The 21,939-nt window shown below is 43.0% G+C and carries 16 protein-coding genes; 3 read left to right on the forward strand and 13 right to left on the reverse strand.

Annotated elements, in window-relative coordinates; translation table 11 throughout:
- Positions 1-87 precede the first annotated feature (87 nt).
- From BC351_RS19845 to BC351_RS19855, 3 genes are all read right to left on the reverse strand, one after another.
- On the reverse strand, positions 88-612 hold the full coding sequence (locus BC351_RS19845) for a GNAT family N-acetyltransferase (RefSeq protein WP_079414474.1): 525 nt from the start codon (positions 610-612) through the stop codon (positions 88-90).
- A gap of 819 nt (positions 613-1,431) precedes the next feature.
- Complete coding sequence (locus BC351_RS44125; RefSeq protein WP_341866008.1) at positions 1,432-1,782, reverse strand: transglutaminase-like domain-containing protein; 351 nt, start codon at positions 1,780-1,782, stop codon at positions 1,432-1,434.
- A gap of 623 nt (positions 1,783-2,405) precedes the next feature.
- Positions 2,406-3,233: a phytanoyl-CoA dioxygenase family protein gene (locus tag BC351_RS19855; RefSeq protein ID WP_158082157.1), complete on the reverse strand. Its 828-nt coding sequence runs from the start codon at positions 3,231-3,233 to the stop codon at positions 2,406-2,408.
- Between the two features lie 129 nt (positions 3,234-3,362).
- Here BC351_RS19855 and BC351_RS19860 point away from each other — a divergent pair, with 129 nt between their 5' ends.
- Complete coding sequence (locus BC351_RS19860; RefSeq protein WP_079414476.1) at positions 3,363-4,178, forward strand: helix-turn-helix transcriptional regulator; 816 nt, start codon at positions 3,363-3,365, stop codon at positions 4,176-4,178.
- A gap of 585 nt (positions 4,179-4,763) precedes the next feature.
- Here BC351_RS19860 and BC351_RS19870 read toward each other — a convergent pair.
- A complete protein-coding gene (locus BC351_RS19870) occupies positions 4,764-5,060 on the reverse strand; it encodes a hypothetical protein (protein WP_079414477.1) in 297 nt (98 codons plus the stop codon).
- Between the two features lie 602 nt (positions 5,061-5,662).
- Complete coding sequence (locus BC351_RS19880; protein WP_079414479.1) at positions 5,663-6,211, reverse strand: nucleoside/nucleotide kinase family protein; 549 nt, start codon at positions 6,209-6,211, stop codon at positions 5,663-5,665.
- Positions 6,212-6,481: 270 nt separating this feature from the next.
- Here BC351_RS19880 and BC351_RS19885 point away from each other — a divergent pair, with 270 nt between their 5' ends.
- Complete coding sequence (locus tag BC351_RS19885) at positions 6,482-7,756, forward strand: family 43 glycosylhydrolase (protein ID WP_079414480.1); 1,275 nt, start codon at positions 6,482-6,484, stop codon at positions 7,754-7,756.
- A gap of 85 nt (positions 7,757-7,841) precedes the next feature.
- Here BC351_RS19885 and BC351_RS19890 read toward each other — a convergent pair whose 3' ends face one another.
- The 8 genes from BC351_RS19890 to BC351_RS19925 form a co-directional block, all read right to left on the reverse strand.
- On the reverse strand, positions 7,842-9,380 hold the full coding sequence (locus BC351_RS19890; RefSeq protein WP_079414481.1) for a DUF3502 domain-containing protein: 1,539 nt from the start codon (positions 9,378-9,380) through the stop codon (positions 7,842-7,844).
- Between the two features lie 197 nt (positions 9,381-9,577).
- Positions 9,578-11,203, reverse strand: coding sequence for a type 2 periplasmic-binding domain-containing protein (locus BC351_RS19895; RefSeq protein ID WP_079414482.1), 1,626 nt, complete (start codon positions 11,201-11,203; stop codon positions 9,578-9,580).
- A 57-nt stretch (positions 11,204-11,260) separates the two neighbouring features.
- Complete coding sequence (locus BC351_RS19900) at positions 11,261-12,148, reverse strand: carbohydrate ABC transporter permease (RefSeq protein ID WP_079414483.1); 888 nt, start codon at positions 12,146-12,148, stop codon at positions 11,261-11,263.
- A gap of 27 nt (positions 12,149-12,175) precedes the next feature.
- A complete protein-coding gene (locus tag BC351_RS19905; RefSeq protein WP_158082158.1) occupies positions 12,176-13,138 on the reverse strand; it encodes an ABC transporter permease in 963 nt (320 codons plus the stop codon).
- Positions 13,139-13,407: 269 nt separating this feature from the next.
- A complete protein-coding gene (locus tag BC351_RS19910) occupies positions 13,408-15,204 on the reverse strand; it encodes a sensor histidine kinase (RefSeq protein ID WP_079414485.1) in 1,797 nt (598 codons plus the stop codon).
- On the reverse strand, positions 15,197-16,831 hold the full coding sequence (locus tag BC351_RS19915; RefSeq protein ID WP_079414486.1) for a response regulator: 1,635 nt from the start codon (positions 16,829-16,831) through the stop codon (positions 15,197-15,199). The genes BC351_RS19910 and BC351_RS19915 overlap by 8 nt, the downstream gene beginning before the upstream one ends.
- A gap of 175 nt (positions 16,832-17,006) precedes the next feature.
- Entirely contained in the window at positions 17,007-17,771 is a 765-nt protein-coding gene (locus tag BC351_RS19920) for a sugar phosphate isomerase/epimerase family protein (protein WP_079414487.1), read from the reverse strand.
- A gap of 5 nt (positions 17,772-17,776) precedes the next feature.
- A complete protein-coding gene (locus BC351_RS19925; protein WP_079414488.1) occupies positions 17,777-18,943 on the reverse strand; it encodes a Gfo/Idh/MocA family protein in 1,167 nt (388 codons plus the stop codon).
- 231 nt (positions 18,944-19,174) lie between these two features.
- Here BC351_RS19925 and BC351_RS19930 point away from each other — a divergent pair, with 231 nt between their 5' ends.
- Positions 19,175-21,925: an alpha-mannosidase gene (locus tag BC351_RS19930; RefSeq protein ID WP_079414489.1), complete on the forward strand. Its 2,751-nt coding sequence runs from the start codon at positions 19,175-19,177 to the stop codon at positions 21,923-21,925.
- Positions 21,926-21,939: the final 14 nt, after the last annotated feature.

Raw genomic sequence — 21,939 nt, forward strand, 5'->3', positions numbered from 1 at the left:
GCTAACGTCGATTTGCCCGTCCCACACAACCCTTCCACCAAAATTAGTTTGCAATTGTTTTGCATGCGATTTGCTCCCAATTCTTATTTATAACCGTAACTTCATATCGGATACCGTAAATTTCATACCTATCGTCTGTATTACATTTCCTTTAATCTCAATAAAGCCTTCTTCCACAACGACAGGAATATCAAGTGATGACAGCATCTTTGTCCAGAATTTGACCGCTCTTACATTCGATTTGAACATACCCACATCGTACCGACCCGAAAAAATTTTAAAAATTTGCATGACAGCATCTTTGGCAATATTCGTGCCTCTATATTTGGGCAATACAAATAACTCCTGCACCGAATAGTCCACATCTTCTGCAACATAAGGAGGGGAAGTAACGAGGATAAACCCGACGATTTTTTCATTAAGCTTAATAAAGTAAGGATACAACCGTACATCCCTGTAATATGGCGAGATATCTTCCATATCGAATGTGCCTTCTGGTCCGATATCCTCCTGTGAGTAAACTGAAAGCTCATAGAGATAATAATTAAATAAGTTTACAAATTGTTCTTTGTTATTATCTGTTATTTGTTGTATTTCCCGTTTTTCTTCCACTCTACATTCTCCTTCACAGGAATTTAACTTACAATTCAACCGTTTCTACATTAACACATATTGGAACTAAACTGCCCGTTACTTTAATGGAGTAGAGAGCAGCACCATGGTGGTCTGCTCCCTGCTATGGTTGAACTATCGTCTCCCGTTAGCTCAAAGATTCATAATCTTTCTCGCCAGTGAAGCTACAGGTCGCCTTGCTTTGTTTTTTATGGTTATTTTCTTCTATTATTAATTAATTTAATTATCCCGCGAACGCCTGAAAAGGTAAAAACTAATCCAAAGATTAAAAAAAATAATGATATAGATATAGAATCTGGGGAGAAAATGGGGGGAAACGTCCCCCCTGATCTTGAGGCAAGTACTATCTTCCCAGTTAACAATCCCATTAAGCCTTTGTATGAAAAATACATTCCCAATACTGTGAAAACAAAATACCCTAAAGGCTTTGAATCCACCACCTGATCCACTCCCTTAACGTTCACCCTTTTATGGTCTTATTTTCTTTACAAGACCGTCATTTGGAAATGCTTATACTATCGTTCCTCGTTAACTTAATGATCACAAATGATCAGGTAGACCATGGAGATACATATTTATGCAGTCAGTATTGCTTTTTAACGCTCCAATGGTCTTAGCGTTCGGGGACTTGTATATGGTCAAATAATCAGCCTCGTCATAATCTTCTCGGATAGGAAAAGCAAGTTTTTCTTCATACAATGAGAACTCTGCGTGAATTCCAGGTTTATTGCCTCTTTGGTCCAAGCGGATCCACTTTTCCAAATTCTGAACATAAACGCCGTTTAATGCATGGATACATTAGCCTGTCTCTGGTGTGTCCCCTATCGTAAGACGCTGATAACAGAAGCCAGAGGGAATGCCTGCTCTTCGTAATATTGCACATAATAGGTTAGCTTTTGCGTAGCAGATGCCTTCCCCATGAATCAATGTTTCCGACGCGGAACAAGTTATTCTAGAACTCTGGATATCCCAAGAATGATCAATTTCGTCACGGACATATTCATAAGATTTTTTAATAAAATCCACTTGATCTTGTGACGAGGCTTCCATTTTGGAAGTCAATTCAGCAATCAAGTAATGATCATAATCAATCTCTTCTGTCACGATCAAGTAATCGTTAATAAATTGCGATTCACAAACAAGATTCATTGCAATCAACTCCTACACGATTATTTGCGTGCAACACAACTAAATCTAATCTGATGTGCACAAGCAATTCCCATTTAGTAGATTGGAATAATTATGCACAGAAATGATAATATATTCAATGATTTTCACTCAGCAATACTGCCCGTTACATCAACGGACAACGGCAGCCGATCGAATACCGGCTGCCGTTGTCTTGAGCATGAACTTTAGTTTCTCGTTAGGTTAATGATATAGTCATTTTCTTTGGTTTATTTTTGTGATTTCAATTAGTCTATAAATAGCATCTTCAAGTGCTTTATTTTGCTTTAGTTGACGTGACATAAATATATTAATGCTCAACAGCATAAACACCATGATGATCAACAGTATAACAATTGATATGAATATTAGGTCCAACCCAATCACCCTACTTTATATCCTATAGTCATTATCCCAATAGATATTCGCTTTTATCTTCAATTGTCCTCTTTTACTAAACTATTCTGCCCGTTGGGAAAAGGGCTGCAACGCGGCAGCCCCTGTGATATTAAACTATAGTCTCCCGTTAGTTTAATAAACAAACATCTGTATTTAAATAGTAGCTTTGGCACTAATGTCTGTAACGGAAAGTCGTATTTTTCCCTCTAGCATTCTGCCCCCGTGAGATCATTTGTGAACATACGCTTGTACTCCTTTGGACCTAAACGCTCAGCTGATGCTGGAGCATAATGAAACTGCAAGGCTCTGCGGCGCATCGAAGAGAAGTTAGATGGCGTTCCGTGATAAAGCAAACCGTGGAAGAACAATGCGCCTCCTGGCTTTAACGGCACCAAAATATCCTTTTCCACAGGCACTTGGGAATCACATAATTGCCAATCCCTGACCGCATAGTGTGGTGTAGCACCTTCCTGATGCGATTGTGGAATAACATGCATACAACCATTATCGACCGTTGCTTCATCCAGTGCAATCCATACTCCAATAACTGCCTTTGAATAGGTAAGTGGACCATAAGCCATATCTTGATGCCATGGCTTCTCACCGCCACCATGAGGTGGTTTGAGAAGTGCCATATCCTGTACCAGCTTTGGATCTTCTCCAAAAATTCTAGAAATCGTTCCGATGATACTCGGATGATAGGCAATGCTGCGAAGTTGTTCATCTACGGCTACAAATTCATAAACTTTACGCAATGCCAATTCTCGTTCCTCTATGGTTTGTAACTCGCTCTCCGTCTTGGAAAATTGTAACCTTGCGCCTTTAGCATCCATGGTTAATTGCATAATTGAATCAATACTGTTTCTCACTTCATCGTCATTCAGAATATGATTAGATGAAATAAAACCTAGTTGTTTGTAATTACGAACTATTGCATCCGAAATCTCATTTACCCCATTTAGACTTACATGCAATTTATCATATTGATACATCACCTTATTGATCTCTTCCGCACTTAATTCCATCATCAACATATACAAGCCCTCCATCAGTTTTGAATTTATGTCCTTGAATGAATCATATCAATTTAAGTAAAATATATGGATGGGAGCACTGATTAAATATTTGTACTTAAATGCATATGGAGATTGAAGGTGGCTGTAATGAGAAAAGAATCTTTTTTGGACAACTATTATTTTGTTCAAAGTGGAAGCATTGGAAAAGTGAAATGCGAACCGAACTGGTCCTGGCAACCAGCACCGTTAACCGACTATGATTTATGGTATAACAAATCTGGGCAAGGGATGTTATGGTTAAACGGGAGACAGCATGAGGTTCTGCCTGGAACATTCTTCATCTTTCGTCCTAGCGATAATATTCGAGCTATTCATGACCCGAAAGATCCCCTTACAGTTATCTTTGGTCACTTCAAAACATACAAAGTAGTGGATCATTTAGAAACGGAGCTGCCTCTTCCTGATCAACGATTCGTATCCGTGAAGGATCCGTACTGGTTGGAGCCTCTTCTTCAACAATTGGTTGATTTGGTTGCTTGGCAAAATCAACCGGAGGATGAAGAGTTAAATCTATTGCTTAAATTGATTATGACCAGGTGGGGAAAGGAATTAGCCCAGCAAGATGAGACTACAAGGAGTTACTATTATGAGCATATCGTGCGGAGAGTTCACAATGAAATCCGTATGAGATTGTCGGAGCCAACCGATTATCAGACATTGGCAGCGAGCACGGGTCTTACTCCCCGCTATCTAAGCTTAATTCTAAAGAGATTCTCGGGCTTATCTTTGAAGGAGACGATTACCATGCTACGGATGGAGAGAGCAAAGCATTTACTGAAAGAGACAACTATGACCGTTACTGATGTATCTACAGCACTTGGATACGCCGACATTTACACCTTTAGTAAGTTATTTAAGCGATATTATGGTATCTCACCTTCTGGAGCACGTTCGAACCTTTGAAGAAGTAAGGCATTCGATAGGACACCAACGCACATACACACATATTCAACCCCATGCACCGCATAAGGTTCATCTAAAAAAAATTTCCTTATTTAGGATACAGTTCAGCATTTCACATTCAAACTAAACTGCCCATTAGTTCAATGCCAGTCCCATTCCGATGGTAGTTATTAGACCCTGTTAGAGCCTCGCGAACGTGATGTAATCGACTTGGACAGGCTCTGCCGATTCGATCCGTAGTGCCCGGTTGATCTGTCCCCGGTGATATTGCCCATGTAAAAGGACCTGCAACAGGATGTCCCGGACGGACGTTCGGAACGGAACCCCGCTCTGGTTAGCATAGTCGATCATCTCGTCCAACTTGGATTCCTCGAGCCCTTCGATATAGACATGATATTGCTTGATGTTTTCTTCGAACATCGTCCGGATCGCAATCAGGTCTTCCTCTTCTCCCACAACGAATATTGCGCGCTGCCCTTGCCCTGCAACGGGACAGCCAGACTCGTTCTGCGACCGCGACGTGCCGAGCCAGTTTCAGAAGGTCCTTGTTCTTCGTCTCATCGATTACTTGAATCTACGTCATCGTTAGTTTAATGAATTACCAGAATATGATTTACCCCAATAAATAAACTTTTCCCAAATAGAATTATCAAATACGACCTCTTTATCAAGTCTATAATGTTCCCCAAGTTCCTTCCATTCTGAATAATCAAAATTTGATGGATACTTTCTGATATTCGTAAGCTCAATTAACAAACCTTCAAAAGCCATTTCATACTCATCATGACGAAAATAATGCAATACTTCATCAATTCCTTCAACTGCCAATAGGTCTTTTGAAGCTTCTATATATCTCTCTAATTTCTGTTCAAATAAAAACATAAATTAAACTCCTCTATTATTCATTGCGGTTAACTTGTTATTACTAATACACTATAGCAGTTCATAATCAATACATTCTTCATATTTATCTAATTGAATAAAAACTCGTTCTGATGATTCACTATTTTTGATCTGAATCATGGAATAAGGATTATCACCTACATCACTAATTAAACAATGACACTTCAATAGCTCACATAGTTTCCCAACTATTAGAACATCATTCTTAGGTATTAACTGATGGTCCCTTAAGTATATGGTTATTCGTAAAGAGAATTCCGCCTTACATATATATGTTAGGCAAAGTACCTTAACGTATCCTGGGATTGTTTGGTTCCAGGTACTGTCCGTAAAGAATATTTGGAATTCTTCTACGTTAAATACATTTTTTAGCCCTAGCAATAATTCCTGTCTTGTAACCTTACGATTCAAAAATAAATCTTGCCATATCAAACCTGTAGTACCCCCTTTACTTTTAGAGTTGCTTGCCTCGCTTCAACACTTGGAATATTTTAAAACGCAATAAGTTTCTCATGATACCCATTATCACCACGCTAACCTGCCGTTACATCAAAGTTCCTCGTTAGCGCAACGCCCTATAGTTACAAACTTCTGTGACTTAACTCTTTAAGGAAATGATCAACAATTAAAGGAACAGGTAATAATCCCTCAATCACAAAATCTGAATTCGGTTTTACGTTTCTTTGCATTTCTAAGTAAGCATCTCTTCCACGGAATAGATAGTTGTTTAAGTCACTTTTCACATCATTCATAGAATTCTCACTATAATCTCGCAAAATCCTTCTCGCCATCGCAATATCCAAAGGGGTATCAATAAAAACTGTTAAATCAATGTATCCACTAATAGCATTATTCAAATATGCAAAAGGATAATCCAGCAAGATATATTTAAGAGATTTATTATTAAGATGCACTTGGATGTCTTTAATTAAAGGGGCTAGATTCCATTCGTTATAATCTGCTCCTCTACTAACCCAATCACAAATGTCGTCAGGGCAATCCTTAAAATCATATTCATCAAAATACAATGCTTTTGAATTATTCAACTTACCTAGCAGCTGATTGGTAATGGTGGTCTTCCCACCTCCTGATACTGCGGCAATTGAAATTACATTAGGTTTTGCGTTCATAATGGACCTCCTTAAGGTATCCTAATTCCATTTCTAAATTATACCAAAATTATGACGACAAGCGTGGAATTCATGGGTTAAACTTCCAGTTAGCTTAATCGCCATGGGACTACATCTCCCCGTTGCCTCCCCTACTCAATTATTGTCTACTTCCAACATTATGTATTTAATCCGCCTATAAAGTTTAATAACGCCCCATGGTGTCCACCGTATTATTCGAGTTATGCTGAGGAAAGCAAATCATAATTCAAAAACTACCGGAGGATCATAATGATTAGAAATGCAGGCATTCCCGCAGATTTCCTGAAGGAAACATCACAGAATCCCATTATTACGACGATATTCACCGCTGATCCATCTGCCCACGTCTGGGAGGACGGTAAAGTTTACATCTATGCTTCTCATGATATGGACCCGGCAAGAGGCTGCGATCTGATGGACAGATATCATGTATTCTCATCGGAGGATATGGTGAACTGGCTAGATGAAGGAGAAATTCTCCGATCAGACGACGTGTCATGGGGCAGATCGGAAGGCGGATTTATGTGGGCGCCTGACTGTGCTTTTAAAAATGGGACCTATTATTTTTATTACCCGCATCCAAGCGGTTCTAATTGGAACGATTCATGGAAAATGGGCGTCGCAACAAGTCGAAATCCCGCAAGCGGCTTTACCGACCAGGGTTACATCGAAGGGCTTGGCGGGTTCGCGATGATCGATCCGTGTGTATTGGTGGATGACGACGGGCGAGCTTATATGTATTACGGCGGCGGAGGCAGGTGTGCAGGCGGCGAGCTGAACGACGATATGATTTCCCTCAAGACGGAGATGCACGATATGGAAGGGCTGGAGGATTTCCATGAAGCCGCTTGGGTGTTCAAGAGAAACGGTCTCTACTATTTAACATATTCCGACAATCTGGATAACCTTAACCGCATGAGATACGCTACCAGCTCGAACCCTCTTGGTCCGTGGGCGTATCGCGGCATCTTCCTTGAGCCGACGGGGTGTTCGACTTCCCACGGCTCCGTGGCGGAATTCAAGGGGCAATGGTATATGTTCTATCATAACCAAGCTATTTCGGGTCAAGGCAACCTAAGAAGCGTGTGTATGGATCAACTGTTTTTCAACGAAGACGGAACGATTCAAACCGTTATTCAGACCAAGGGGGGCATCCAGCCACAGCCAATAGCCCCAACGTCCACACCAGCGCCTAATCCTAACGGCAAAACTTACTCCGCGGAAAATAGTACCGTAGGTGACTCCTATTGTCAGTACGATCTAGTCGACGGAGCTCAAGGCGGCAGGGCGGCGATTTACATACGATATGCGACTACAGAACATCTGGCCAAATTGCATCTGACCGTTAACAGGGAAGATCTCTCCTTGCTTAACGCTCTGTCGACAGGCAGTCCGTCGGACTTTACCGGCCGCGCCAGTATTACGGTTCAGTTAAAGCCAGGCAATGACAACAGCATTAGATTTACAACCAGCAATGGCGATATTCGTCTTAAAAGTATTACCGTCATCCCATTCCTAGACTAGGAAATGCCAAAGCCTCCATTCCCACGTTGATTAACGTTGGATTGGAGGCTTTGATTCGTTTTCTTCGAAACAGGAACTGCTTCTTTTATTTTTTTGCGGCAAGAAAAACATCCACTTGCTTTTGCACTTCCTCAATAATTTCATCGAGTCCATTCGCTTTTTGTTTCTCAATATAGCTATCAACAGCATCCAAGCTTTTGATATTACCGTATTCAATCGGCCTGTCAAACTCTGTGACCGCTTGGTCACGTTTAGCGAGCAGGTTTTTGATTTTATCCTCGATAATGAACAATCCGTCTAGCGGCGAATTGATGTTGTTCGGCTGGCTGGCAAATTCAGCTTCTTTCGTCCAGAAATCTTTGTCGTAAGACGGATCCGGCCTCATAAATTGTGGTTTCCAGAGCGCCCATTGACCGCCCCATTCCATGTAATTGCTTGTTGTATTTTTCATTCCTTCCGGATACTCCGCACCTTCATTTTTAATCTCATAGGTTTTACCTTCAATCCCGTATTGGACAAGGTCGTATAAGGTTTGATCCGTTTCCAGCATATCCAAGAATCGAAGAACACGATCCGGATTTCTGGAGTTTTTGTTAATCGCAACCACATTCGCTAAAGCGGTACGGTTCACATACTTTTTATCAGGGTAAAGCAGGGAACTCTGAATCTTGTACGAAGGATCGGCAAATCCTTGGTTGGCTTTGACCCATTCGTGGGAGCTCCACCCAATTAACGACTTGCCGTTACGCCACTGGATAGCGCCGTCTTCCTTATCAATCATCGCGTCCCGATTAATAATCCCATCGTCATACCACTTCTTGGTCATGGCAGCTGCTTCTTTATAGAACGGTTGCTGTTCGACTGGCTTTATGGTTACCTTGGGATCGTTCAGATAGAAGCCAAGCTTATGGAATCCAAGATCGACCCATTCATCGCGAAGCTGGTAGATGACACGCGATCCAACGCGCACTATTTTTTCATTCGGGTACGCTTGTTTAATTTGATATAAGAGATGATCAACATCCTCTATCGTTTTGATCGAATTCGGCGCTGGATTAATGTTCGCTATCTCGGTCATATCGGATCGCCATAGTGCAAATTGACGCTGGTTCATCCGCATCGTCCAAGGCAATCCAACAATTTGCCCTTGTACAGTTGCGGCTGCCAACGTTCCCTGATCCTGATATTTCTTGTAGAGATTCGGAGCGTACTTCGGAAGCAGTTCATTCAGTCCCATGTAAGCATCCTTGGCAGCCATCAGATTGTAGGACAGCCAGCTGCCGTCAAAGTTCATGTCCCATGTGTCGCCAGCTGCGGCCATCACCAGCATTTTCTCTTTAAAGTCACCCAGCGGGATAAAATTGATATCGAATTTGACATTAAGTCCTTTTGATTTAACATGGTTGCTGACTGCGGACCAAACTTCATCTGTCGCCGCTTTCCTATCTCCAGCGAAATAGAACTTTAAACTAACCTCTTGTTCCTTGCTGCCAGCCGCGCTTTGGAGAGTTTCCGAGGTGTTGATGCTGCTTATTGTCCCATTGTTCGTGCAAGCGGCTAGCAGCATTCCGGACATTAGAACAGAGCTGAGTATAAGCGATACTTTAACCTGTATGTTCTTCATTGCCTACCTCTCCCTTTATCAGCTATTCCTATTATAGCAGTTGCAATGCTGACCTAACACAAGGATAAGCGACTTCGTCGTCCTTTCAGGACGAGCGCGTTTGTCAAGGTAGATGCGAAGCAAAAGTATACAACTAATACTTTCTTATCTACTGAAAAAGGACCACAAAGCGATCGCTCTGCAGCCCTTTCTTTGACCTACTTGTTGTACAATCTGTTGGCATTCTTAACCAAATCATCGCCTATTTGTTTTTTCCAATCCGTAATAAAGCTATCGAAATCTTCGATTTTTTTCCCGCCAACAATTACGGATGTAAACATGGTGTTCCATTGGGTCAAGTACGTTTGGTTCCTAATGCCAAGATTTTCGCCGGATTCGGACGTAATCTGGCCGCCTACAGCCGGTTTATCCGTTGAAGCCAGATAATCAACATTTTTCTTACTGTATAATCCGTTATCATCAAAGAGCAGCTTCTGTCTATTTTCTTGAACATAAGGCGGAAGAACGGCTTTATTCACTGCATCCGTCGGATCAAACTGGCTGTTGAATGGCCATCCGAAACCTTCCTTAGCTTTCGCATCATTCGTTGAGAACTCTTGTTTGGTAACAATAGCGCCATCAACCATCGTATAATGAACATCCTTCAGTCCATACTTTACGAGCGTGAACAACTCTGGATCACTATAAATTTTATCCCATGCCGTCAGCGCAGCATGCAGCTTATCTCTATCTTTTTCTAATTTCTTGCTAAAGAAGGTGATATTGCTAAACATTGGAGCATTGGCAACAATCCCCTTGCTTCCGTCACCCAAGGTTGGGAATGGCACCCATTCAATCTTGGCTTTCGGGTTATTAGCCAGCAAGTTAGCGCCAATACTTCCTTCATTATAAGGCGGATTGATTTGAAGAGTCGTATTGTAGTATTGATAAAAGAGCGCATTTCCTTTGGTAAATTCATTCCCCGGTGCGGATGAATTTTTATACAAGGTATAATATTCAGGGTTAATATAACCGGCTTTATACCATTTGCTTAACTGAATAAGCGCATCTCTCATGCCTGGCATAAACGGAGCGAATTGAAGCGTCTTGTCCTTATAGATCCATGCGTCGCGTCTTACCCCATAAGCAGCCAGGAAGTAATACATCGCCTGGGAGTCTCCTCCATTTTGGACAGTGATCGGGTAATTGTTCGGATATTTTTCCTTATACTTTTTCAATACAACATCCCAATCTGCGATTGTTTTTGGCATACTGACGCCAAGCTCAGCCAAAATATCCGAACGGATGACAACGCCATAGGGCAAAGAATTGCCTAGATTACCATTACTAAACCCTTTGAGTTTGCCATTCTTAGAGAAGGCTTGGAGAATTTGGTCTTTTTGAGCGCCTGCCCTGCTGACAAATGACGCATAGACATTAGGGGCATATGTCTTGATTTCATCTTCTGTCAAATCTGCAGCAGAGTTGAATAGAGCATCCGTGCTGGATAGATTGCCGCCATACATATCTGGCATCTCGCCAGATGCAAGGAAAAGGTTCAGCTTGGTATCATAATCATCATCAGGAACGGCGGTTATTTTTAAATGGAGACCCAGCTTTTCATTAACTTTTTTCATCACTTCAGAATTGGGATCAGGTTGAATCCGTGTCGTAAATACTTCGATTGAGTAATCTTTTTTGGGCTGGCTGGTCTGATTGGCCTGATTGGTCTGGCTGGGCTCGCTTGAACTCTTAACATTATTGGACGACGAACAACCCGTGACAACAATCGCGCTTGCCGTAAGCACAGTAAGTGAAGCTGAAAGCCATTTACCTTTTTTCATCTTTGTTTTCCCCTTTACGAGATGTAAATTTATGTTGTAAAAACGTTGAAGCTGCAATTAGCCTTTAACAGCACCAATCATAATCCCTTTGACAAAATACTTTTGCAGGAAAGGGTACACCATGAGGATCGGAAGGGTCGTCACTAGCAGGATTGCCGCCTTAACCGATTCTGCTGTGTATCTTTGTCCAGACATATCTACATTGTCTATTCCCCAAAGACTCGCCATCGAAGCATCATTCGCATTATTAAGCACATCTCTAAGGAGGATCTGTAATACTTTTATTTTGCCATTGGAGATATAAATCATAGCGTCGAACCAAGCATTCCATTGCCCTACCAAAGACCACAACGTGACGGTAGCTATAATTGGCGCAGAAAGCGGCAGCACGATTCTGAAGAATACGGTGATATCGTTGGCGCCATCGATGTGAGCGCTCTCTTCAACTTCAACAGGTAAAGATGTAAAGAAATTTCTTATGATTACGATCGTGTAGGCGCTGCAAAGCCCGGGCAATACCAATGCCCATATCGTATTTAGCATATGGAGATCTTTGATAAGCAAGTAGGTTGGAATTAATCCGCCCCCGAAAAACATCGTGAAAACAATCAAACCCATCCAGATTTTTCTTCCAAACAGATATCTCTTTGAGAGCGGATAGGCGAGCATTGCGGAAACAACAACAGTGAGCGTAGTTCCCAGAACTGTACGCAGAATTGTCCAGTAGTAGGCTTGCAACATAGATCCCGCAGCAAATATCTGCTTATAGGAATCTACGTTGGCGTTCTTGGTAAACAGGTGAAGACCGATTTTGCTTGATTCATTTGGCGGACTAATGGAAATAACGACTTGCTGCACAAACGGGAAAACAACAGACAAGCATATAAATACCATTAATGCGACATTACATATGTCAAATACCCTTGCTCCTATGCTTTTTTTCATGTAGATGTCTCCTTTATTTCTTTAAAGCTAGAAGACCGTATAGTTTGAAAGCTTACCAACGATCCAGTTTGCAACCAATACAAGTACGAGAGCAATCACGCTTTTTGCTATGCCAACTGCAGTTGAAAAGCTATATTGCATTTCAACCAAGCCGATTCGATACACAAAGGTATCAATGATATCAGCTGTAGGCATGACCATGGCATTATAAAGATTAAAGATTTGATCGAATCCGCCATCCAGAATTCCTCCGAGCCCGAGAACAAAGAGCATGCATATGGTAGGCAAAATACTAGGAATTGTGATATAGAGGCATTGTTTAAACCGTCCTGCGCCATCGATGACAGAAGATTCGTACATTTCTGTGTTGATCCCGGCAATTGCCGCTAAATAGATGATGCTGCTATACCCGATTTCCTTCCATACATTAGAAACCAGTAATATTTGCAGAAAGGATTTGCTGTCACCCAACAATACTTGAGGCTTCCAGCCGAATAAATCGCACACGAATCCGTACACACCATAGCTGGGTGATACAACTTGGAAAACCAAACCAGCTACAATAATCCAGGAAAGAAAGTGTGGGAGATTTGAAATCGTTTGAACAATTCGCCTAAATTTGTTAGAAACGAGCTCATTCAACAATAAAGCGAAAATGATCGGTGCAGGAAAACCTACGAGAATCTTCAATAGGCTAATTTTCAAAGTGTTCCCCGTAACGGTCCAAAAGTATTTCATTTCAAACATCTGGCGGAAATACTTCAAACCTACCCAAGGACTTTCTAATATCCCCTCTAGCGGGTTGTAGTCTTTAAAAGCAAGAATAATGCCATACATCGGACCATATTTAAAAATCAGAAAATACATGAACCCAGGCAATAGCAACAAGAATAGGAACTTTTGCTTTTTTAACGTTGAAAGTATGCCCCTTCGCTTGCTTGGATGCTTGACGTTTAATCCGGTTTTTCCATTGACCGCGCTTACACTCATTGTCATGTCCTCTCTTAGTTCGTTGTTATACTTAAATAATAGTACTTCCCCTAAGCAAGTAACATGAGTTAGATTTAAACTTTGTGGTGCTGTATTGGCTTATTGCCACAAGGATAAACGACTTCGTCGTCCTTTTAGGACGAGCGCGTTTGTCAAGGTAGATGCGAAGCAAAAGTATACAACTTATACTTTCTTATCTACGAACAAAAACAGTCCAAGCAGTGAATCTGCCTGGACTGTCTCAGAAGAAGATGCTTTGACACTAATATTCACGGCACCAGCTTCCCCTCTTGCTCATCCTTCTCCATGATCGGGTGCCTTAGAATAATTTTCGTACCATTGGAATTTTCAATAATCAACTTATAGCTCTCACCAAAATAAAGCTTCAATCTTTCATTCACATTGCGAAGTCCCACACCTCGCCTTTTCGTTATCTCCAGATGTTCATCAGGCGAATTCAAACTCGCAAGTACATTCTCGCGAATGCCTTCGCCATTATCCATCAATTCAATCACAATGTCGCCTCCATCCCTTCGTGCAGAAAGGATGATTTTTCCTTTATCGAAATTGCTCCGGATGCCATGATGGATCGCATTTTCGACAAGCGGCTGCAGGAGAAGACGAAGAAATGGGAAATCTCCTATTCCTTCCTCGACGGAATAAAGAATTCGAACTGGCGCACCTAACCGTGCCTGTTCGATATTCACATAAGCCTTGACGTGTTCAATCTCCCTCGCCATCGTCGTAATCTCTTTTCCTTGGTTCAAGCTAAGCCGGAGCAGGTTACCGAGGGATGAAACCATCTCACTAATCTCATCCATATGATGAGAAGCAGCCTTCCATCGAATGGATTCCAGGGTATTGTATAAGAAATGAGGGTTGATTTGATGGCTTAGCACTTGAAATTCCAATTCCTTCTTAGCTCGCTCCGCTCGGAAAGATTGCTCGATTAGTTCTTGTATTCTTTGAGCCATATTATTGAAGCCACGATACAACCAACCAATTTCATCTTTCCTTCTTGAATTAGGCAGCACGTGCTGAAACTCCCCGAATTCCAATCGACGCATAGATCGAACAAGCCGAAGCAACGGATTGGTGAAATACACTGTCAAATAAAAAACAACACCAATGCAGCATATGAGATAAACGACAAGAAACATAAAAAACACCCGATTGATTTCTCGAATAGGACCCGTCAGTTCATCGAGTGGAATCGTACTGACCAGAAACCACGGTTCCTCATTTAAACGCACATAAGTTGCCAGCTTGGATACCCCATCGAGTTCCAAGATTCCAGCGCCTTCAGAGCTCTCGCGGATTAGGTTTTGAAAGGCGGTCGAAGCAATCGGAGAACCGGTGGATTGGTTGTCTGCTGAATCGTAGAGGACAATGCCATTCTCATCGATCAGATAATTATGCTGGTGTTGAATACGATGAGAAGGAGACAGGTAACGATTGAGCTGATCATCAGATAGATCGGTGACGACAATACCTCGCGGTGTTTGATCATATAGGCCTGAGAACCTTTTGACCTTGGAGAGAAGCGGCTTGGCATGCTGGCTCTCCCCTATCCGGAATAAATGCCAAGTAGGTGTTACGGAACGAATAGACTGTTTGAACCACGCTTCGTTTTCAATATCGCCTGAAAAGTTAAGAATGCGAGAACTCATATAATTCGGGTACTTGGAGGGGACCATAGGAACAACACGAACTTGAAAGGCATCAATGTACGGCATATTCTGATAAACAAGATTAAGCATCTCAGAAGAAAATGCAATTTCGTCCGCAGACGTCTTTGGCTCCTCAGCCAACAATTGTTGCAGCTTCGAATTTCCGATTACATCATTAATCTGATTATTAAGGTGCGCTAAATACCCATCGAAGTTTTCTTTCGACTGAATTGTATAATCCATAGCAAATGCGGAGTTTGCATGCGAGATCCCTTCGACTGATTTCAAATGAGCGTAATAAGCAAAGAGCACAAACGGGATAATCGTCATGAAAATAAAAATAAGGATCATTTTATTGCGGAAAGAGATCACCCTTTGTGTGATGCTATTATTCATCCTGTATGCCCCTTATTTTGCGATATTCCTTAGGGGTATGTCCGACACTTTTACGAAACAGCTTGGAAAAGTGAACGGGATCGCGATACCCGACTTCTTGCGAAACTTGATAAATCTTGTATCGTACATCACCTAGCATTTCCTTAGCCTTTTCTATGCGCAGCGAGGTTAGAAATTCCAAAAAGGTTTGATGGATTTCCTTTTTGAACAATTTGCTTAGCCAAACTGGCGTTACATGAACTTCGGAAGCCACACCTTGCAGTGTCAAGTTGTCCGCATAATGACGGTTCATATATTTCATCGCTTCCGTAATAATTTGGTTTTGCGGTTTGCTGAGCTGTTTCAAGCTGCGGGACAGCTCCAATAGGAAGACTTCGACTTGGTTACGCAGTGATTCTAACGTATCGTACTTTTCCAGACGCTCCCATATGGCAATTGGATTTCGTTCCCATTCCAAATCCTTTAATCCTATATGTGCCGCTTTTTTGAACAGTTCCAGCAGCCACTCGAACAAGCACTGTTGAATATCCTTAATATGAGCGGCCGGCCAAGAACGGACCATCTCATTGAAACCATTCAAGGCTAGGGAAATTTCAGACTCGCTGGCGTATTGAATGACATCAAAAATGAGATCCGTATCGCTGAGCGGCATTTCCGAGAACTCAGCATCCACACCGATTTCTTCATCAATCAGGATGCGATTGCCACCGTAAACAGCCTTTTGCTCAAGGATGTCACCCGTCTTCTGAAGCATATGAAATAACGATTCCACCGTTCCTATATTGGAATGAAGGCCAATACTCACATTCACTTTGACATACCGATTAATTCTTTCAATGCATGTTTTCGCCGTTTCCTTAACCGACTCCAGGTCTCTATTCGCGCAGTTATAGACGATAACCCACCTGCATTTCTCGTCCATGAACAACGTATACGGATATTGATATTCTTCTTCACAGGTTTGATCAACGACATTGCCTATACTAAATAAAATGAGCTCTTTCTCATTTCTGTAGGCACGACCCAATTCGATTGACTTTAAATCATCCACTTCGATAACCATCAGCGCTAACGGCTCCTGCAGAATCCAGTCTAATTCCACACTCTTCAACCGATGCCCCATCTGGGTTTGCCAATTGGGATTGTAAGGTTTTCCCGTAACTTCCCTCATAATCTCCTCTTGTAATTTAGGAATGGCCAACTGCAATTGATTCTCAAGCAGCTGTCGATTGTGTTCGTCGTTACGCTCATTCTGAACTTGATTAAGTGCCTTTATCACAACTTTATTTAATTCTTCTATATGAATCGGCTTTAAGATGTAATCCATGGCCCCAAGCTGAACGGCTTGTCGGACAAGATCAAAGTCATCGTAACCGCTTACAACTACGGTTTTGCACGAATTTCCATATTTCTCGTTCACTTGCCCAATAAACGCAAGACCTGACATTCGATTCATTTTAATATCCGACAAAATCAGATCCGGCCTCTGCTCCATGACTTTACGCAGAGCGATATCGCCATCTTCTGCTGTATCAACATGATCTACACCAAAATCAGCCCAAGGGAACTTTAACCGCAAACCTTCGCGGATTTCTTTCTCGTCATCTACAATAAGTACACGATACATGCCCTTCATTCCCTCCGGCATTTCAAATTGTATAGCCTGATATCCCTCTATCTTATATGAGTGTGCAAAGGCTTAGCAATAAGCCAATATTAGTTTCTACTAGGGCATTTGTAAACAACACAAACAACCCTGAGGAATTGGCATTTTCCTCAAGGTTGTTATAATGTCAACGGAATTATAAATAGGCTTGCAAGTTGCGATAGCTAATAGCCAAGCTCTCAAATGGGTCGCGTCGGCATTCATCCTGTTCGACTACATACCATTCAACACCGGTATCCCGGCAGGCTTGAATCAACTTGCCGTAATTCATATTGCCTTCCCCGATCTCTGCAGTAACAGCGTGATCCTTAATAATCGCCATATCCTTTAAATGGACGACAGCCATCCTTCCCGCAGTCTTCTGTATCCAATCGGCCGGATCCGCACCTCCGGCCTGCACCCAGAACAGATCCAATTCAAATCCGAACTCTTCCGGTTTTGTAGACTCGAACAACACATCCATCCCTGTGCGCGAACCGCCAAATTTATCGAATTCGAAGCGATGGTTGTGATAAATGAATTGTAGGCCAGCCTGATGCAAACGCGACACAATGTCTGCCGAGTCTAGCACAAATGCTTCGTACCCTTCTCGGGAGGAATTGTATTGTTCTGGTATTGCCCCTAGACCTACATAACGGCAATTCCATAATTGATGCTCCTTGATCACCTGATCAAGATCCTCTTTCATTCGTTGAAAGGAAGTGTGACTTGCACAAATACGCAGCTGGGCCTCATCAGCAAGGACTTTCACGACCTCTGGCGCAATCGGGCCTATGGCCGAAATTTGTACAGCTTCATATCCGATGTCCTTAATTTTTCGCAATGTCTCTCTAAGGTCAATTTCCTTCTTGGTATAATCCCTTACCGTGTATAACTGGGCTGCTATATTCATTTTATTCATTTCGATTACCCCCGCGAATTAGATAGATCCAGAAGGATGTGTTCATTTACCTGTTTGTTCGAGGCCGATTGTTCGATCCGTTTTTGGAGCTCATTGTAAAATAAGTCTTCATCGATTGGCAGCTCTACCCAGTTATCTGTCCAAGTAGACAGCAGCATAGCATTGGATAATGTAAGTCCCTTTATGCCTTCTTCACCTGGGGCGATCAACTGCGTTCCTTCCCTAATGGCACGTATCCAATCCTTGGTAATAGCTTCATGCCCGGCACCGCCTGAATGGATGGGGACTTCAATCTCCCAACATTCCGGGCTGCCGAATCCGCCGTTGAAGTTGCGATTGAATTCAGTCTCCGACACGCGAAGCCGCCAGAAAGTTAGCCGATTCCCTTCAATCACTACTTTTCCTCGGTCACCCGTTACCTCAAAACGATTGGTACCCGGAGCTTCGCAAGTGGAGGTAACGAATACGCCTGTGGCGCCGTTCGCATATTCCACATAAGCCGTGACATCGTTCTCAACTTCAATGTCGCGATGCTTGCCGAATTGACAAAAAGCTCTTACTCTGACTGGCATAAGTCCAGTTGTCCACTGCCACAAATCCAACTGATGCGGATCCTGGTTAATCAAGACCCCCCCGCCTTCTCCCGCCCAAGTTGCTCTCCAACCTGCTGAGTTGTAATAATGCTGCGTTCGATACCAATCGGTAATAATCCAATTCGTTCGGCGGATTTCTCCAAGCTCGCCTGAATCGATCAAATCCTTCAATTTCATAAATACGGGATTAGTACGTTGGTTATACATAATACCGAATACTTTATCGCATCCAGCAGCTCTTTCATTCATCTCCCGAACCTGACGCGTATAGACACCTGCCGGTTTCTCAATCAACACATGCAAGTTTTGGTCAAATGCATCCATCGCCTCAGCAGGATGATCATAGTGCGGCGTACATATGATGACTGCGTCTACTTCCCCAGAACGATATAAGGACTTTGAATCGCCAAAGGTTTTGATTTGCTCTCCCCATTCATCCCTCGCCCATTGCAACCGCTCTTCTCTAGGGTCTGCGACTGCAGTTAGCTTGGCTCCTTTAACCTCATTTTGGATTAAGTATTTTGCATGAGCGGTCCCCATATTTCCAAGTCCTACTATGCCGATACGTGTCTCAATCATACGGTCATCTCCTAGATTTAATGATTTATTTTAAAGTAATTATTCCGCTTACCATTAATCTTAGTGGCTTCGTATGACCGAAACAATGAGACGATTATAAACATTACCTTTCAGGATTAGCTGAATTAGAACGATAATATCTCCCCTTAAAGTTTTGTTTTATCTCATTATCATTTTTTCCGCAATCGACTATACTTTTGTAGAAAATTACAAAATGAAAGAGGTACAACGATGGCGACTGCAAAAACGACGATCCATATTATTCCGCATACGCATTGGGACAGAGAGTGGTACATGCCATTTGAAGCCCATCATATGCGATTGATCAAAACAATGGACAGCATTCTCGAAATCATGGAGCAAGACCCCGATTATCATAGCTTCTATTTGGATGGCCAAACGATTATTCTGGATGATTATCTGCAAATTTACCCTGAGAAACGAGAAAAGCTCATAGAGCTTTGCCAGCAAGGCAAGCTATCCACAGGTCCTTGGTACGTTCTGCAGGATGAGTTTCTGACTAGCGGGGAAGCTAACCTGCGAAATCTGCAAATTGGCCACCGCGATGCGAAGGCATTCGGCGACGTATCCAAGATCGGATATTTCCCCGACTCGTTTGGCAATATGGGTCAAGCTGCACAAATACTCCATCAAGCAGGCATCACGAACGCCATATTCGGAAGAGGCGTGAAAGCAACGGGCTTTAACAATCAAGTTGCCGAGGCATCGGAATTAGAGTCGCCGTTCTCAGAGCTGCAATGGGAGTCGCCAGACGGTTCCCAGGTTCTTGGAATCTTGTTTGCCAATTGGTATAACAATGGCATGGAGATTCCCGTAGATAAGGAGAACGCTCAGCTGTTCTGGGAGAAAGCCATTCCGAATGCGCTGAAGTACGCCTCTACTCGGCACCTATTATTAATGAATGGCTGCGATCATCAGCCGCCCCAGTCTGATCTGACTGAAGCGCTCAAGGCAGCTCGAGAGCTGTACCCCGAGTACGAATTCATACATTCGAATTTAGATGACTATGTTAAGGCCGTACAACATGAACTCCCTGATTCGCTAAGCTCCATTAAAGGCGAACTACGCGGACAACGTACAGACGGCTGGTATACCCTTGTGAACACAGCTTCTGCACGCGTGTATATCAAACAGATGAACCAGCGAAACCAGATCCTGCTGGAGAAGATAGCCGAACCGCTAGCTGCATTGGCGCAAGCGTTGGGAAAACCATATCCTCACGCTATGTTCACCTATGCTTGGAAGCTGTTAATGCAAAACCATCCGCATGACAGTATATGCGGCTGCAGTGTAGACGAGGTCTACCACGAGATGAAAACCCGGTTTGACAAAAGTATGCAGGTCGCTGACTACATTGCCAAAGAGAGTACTGATTATATAAGCCGTCAAGTTGACACCTCTAAATTCCGATCGATTAGTGACAATGCTGTTCCATTTGTTGTTTACAATACAAGCGGTTATGAGGGATCAGGTATCGTCACTATCGATTTGGAGCTCTCCCGCCAATATTTCAAGACGAGCAAGTCTCCTGCTGATGCTGCCCGTCTCGTCGAGGAGGGAACGGAGATCGGTGGGCGCCTTGTTGATCCGAACGGTTCCGATGTCGCGTACACGATCGAAGATCTGGGCCCCCGATTCGGGTATGACCTCCCCGATGATAAGTTCAGACAGCCTTACATGGCGCGTGTCATCCGACTTACATTTGAAGCTGCTAACATACCGTCGATGGGTTATTCGGCATTCGCATGGATTCCTCAGCAGGTATTATCAGATACAAACACACAGCCCCTTCAATCGATGGTTAAAGGTCCAGCGACGCTGGAAAACGGCAGCCTTCGAGTATCCATCGGGTTCGATGGAAGTCTTACGATAATGGATAAACGGAGTGGACAAACATACACGGACATGGGCCATTATGAAGATGTTGGCGATATCGGCAATGAGTATATTTTCAAGCAGCCTAATGGCGATACGCCAATCACGACAAAAGGCTTACCCGCGCAAATCAAAGTTATTGAAGATAACGCTTATCGCGCTACAATCGAAATCATCCAGACGCTGCAAATTCCTGTCGGTGCTGACGAGCAGCTGCAGAAAGAAATCGATACGATGGTGTCGTTTCTCCATCGACAATCCCGTCGTTCCACTGCGCTTATTCCGCTTACGATTGTTACGAGAGTTAGCCTTGAGCGTTCAGCGACCGCTATTCGCATGCAGGCTTCTTTCCATAACCTTGCGAAGAACCACCGGTTGCGTGTGTTATTTCCATCGGATGCCCAATCGAATGTTCATTTTGCCGATTCTGTCTTTGAACTTGCAGAGCGCAGCACGCAACCGTCGATTGAGTGGCAAAACCCTAGCAACTGCCAGCACCAACAAGCATTTGTTGATGTTCATGACCGTACCAGAGGACTTACAATCGCAAATAAAGGCTTAAACGAGTACGAGATTCTTCGGGATGGCCGGAATACCGTTGCCGTAACGCTCCTGCGTGCAATTGGCGAACTCGGGGACTGGGGCGTATTCCCAACTCCGGATGCTCAGTGCTTAGGTCCAAGCGAGATAGAATGGATGATCATTCCATATGGTGGTGAACAGGAGCGATTCCACGCCTATAGAGAAGCGTATGGGTTCCAAGTGCCGCTAACCGCATGCCAAACCAAGCTTCAACAAGGGACATTGCCGCAGACGCATAACTTCCTTGCGTGGACTGGATCAAGCCTTGCTTTCTCCAATCTGAAAGTGGAAGAGTCACACGGCAACTGGGTTGCTCGTTGGTACAATCTTATTGACACGCCGGTTGAATTGGAAATAAACACTCCCTTGATATCTAGTCTGTATGAGAGTAATGTGCTGGAAGTCAAATCTGGGAATATCCTTGGGGAGAACGGAACAGGAAAAACGATCGTCCCTGGTCACAAGATTTTCACTGTAGGCTGGGACACTCCGCTGAATCACTAAATATTAACAGCCGA

The sequence above is a fragment of the Paenibacillus ferrarius genome (assembly GCF_002027705.1).
Classification (GTDB): domain Bacteria; phylum Bacillota; class Bacilli; order Paenibacillales; family NBRC-103111; genus Paenibacillus_E; species Paenibacillus_E ferrarius.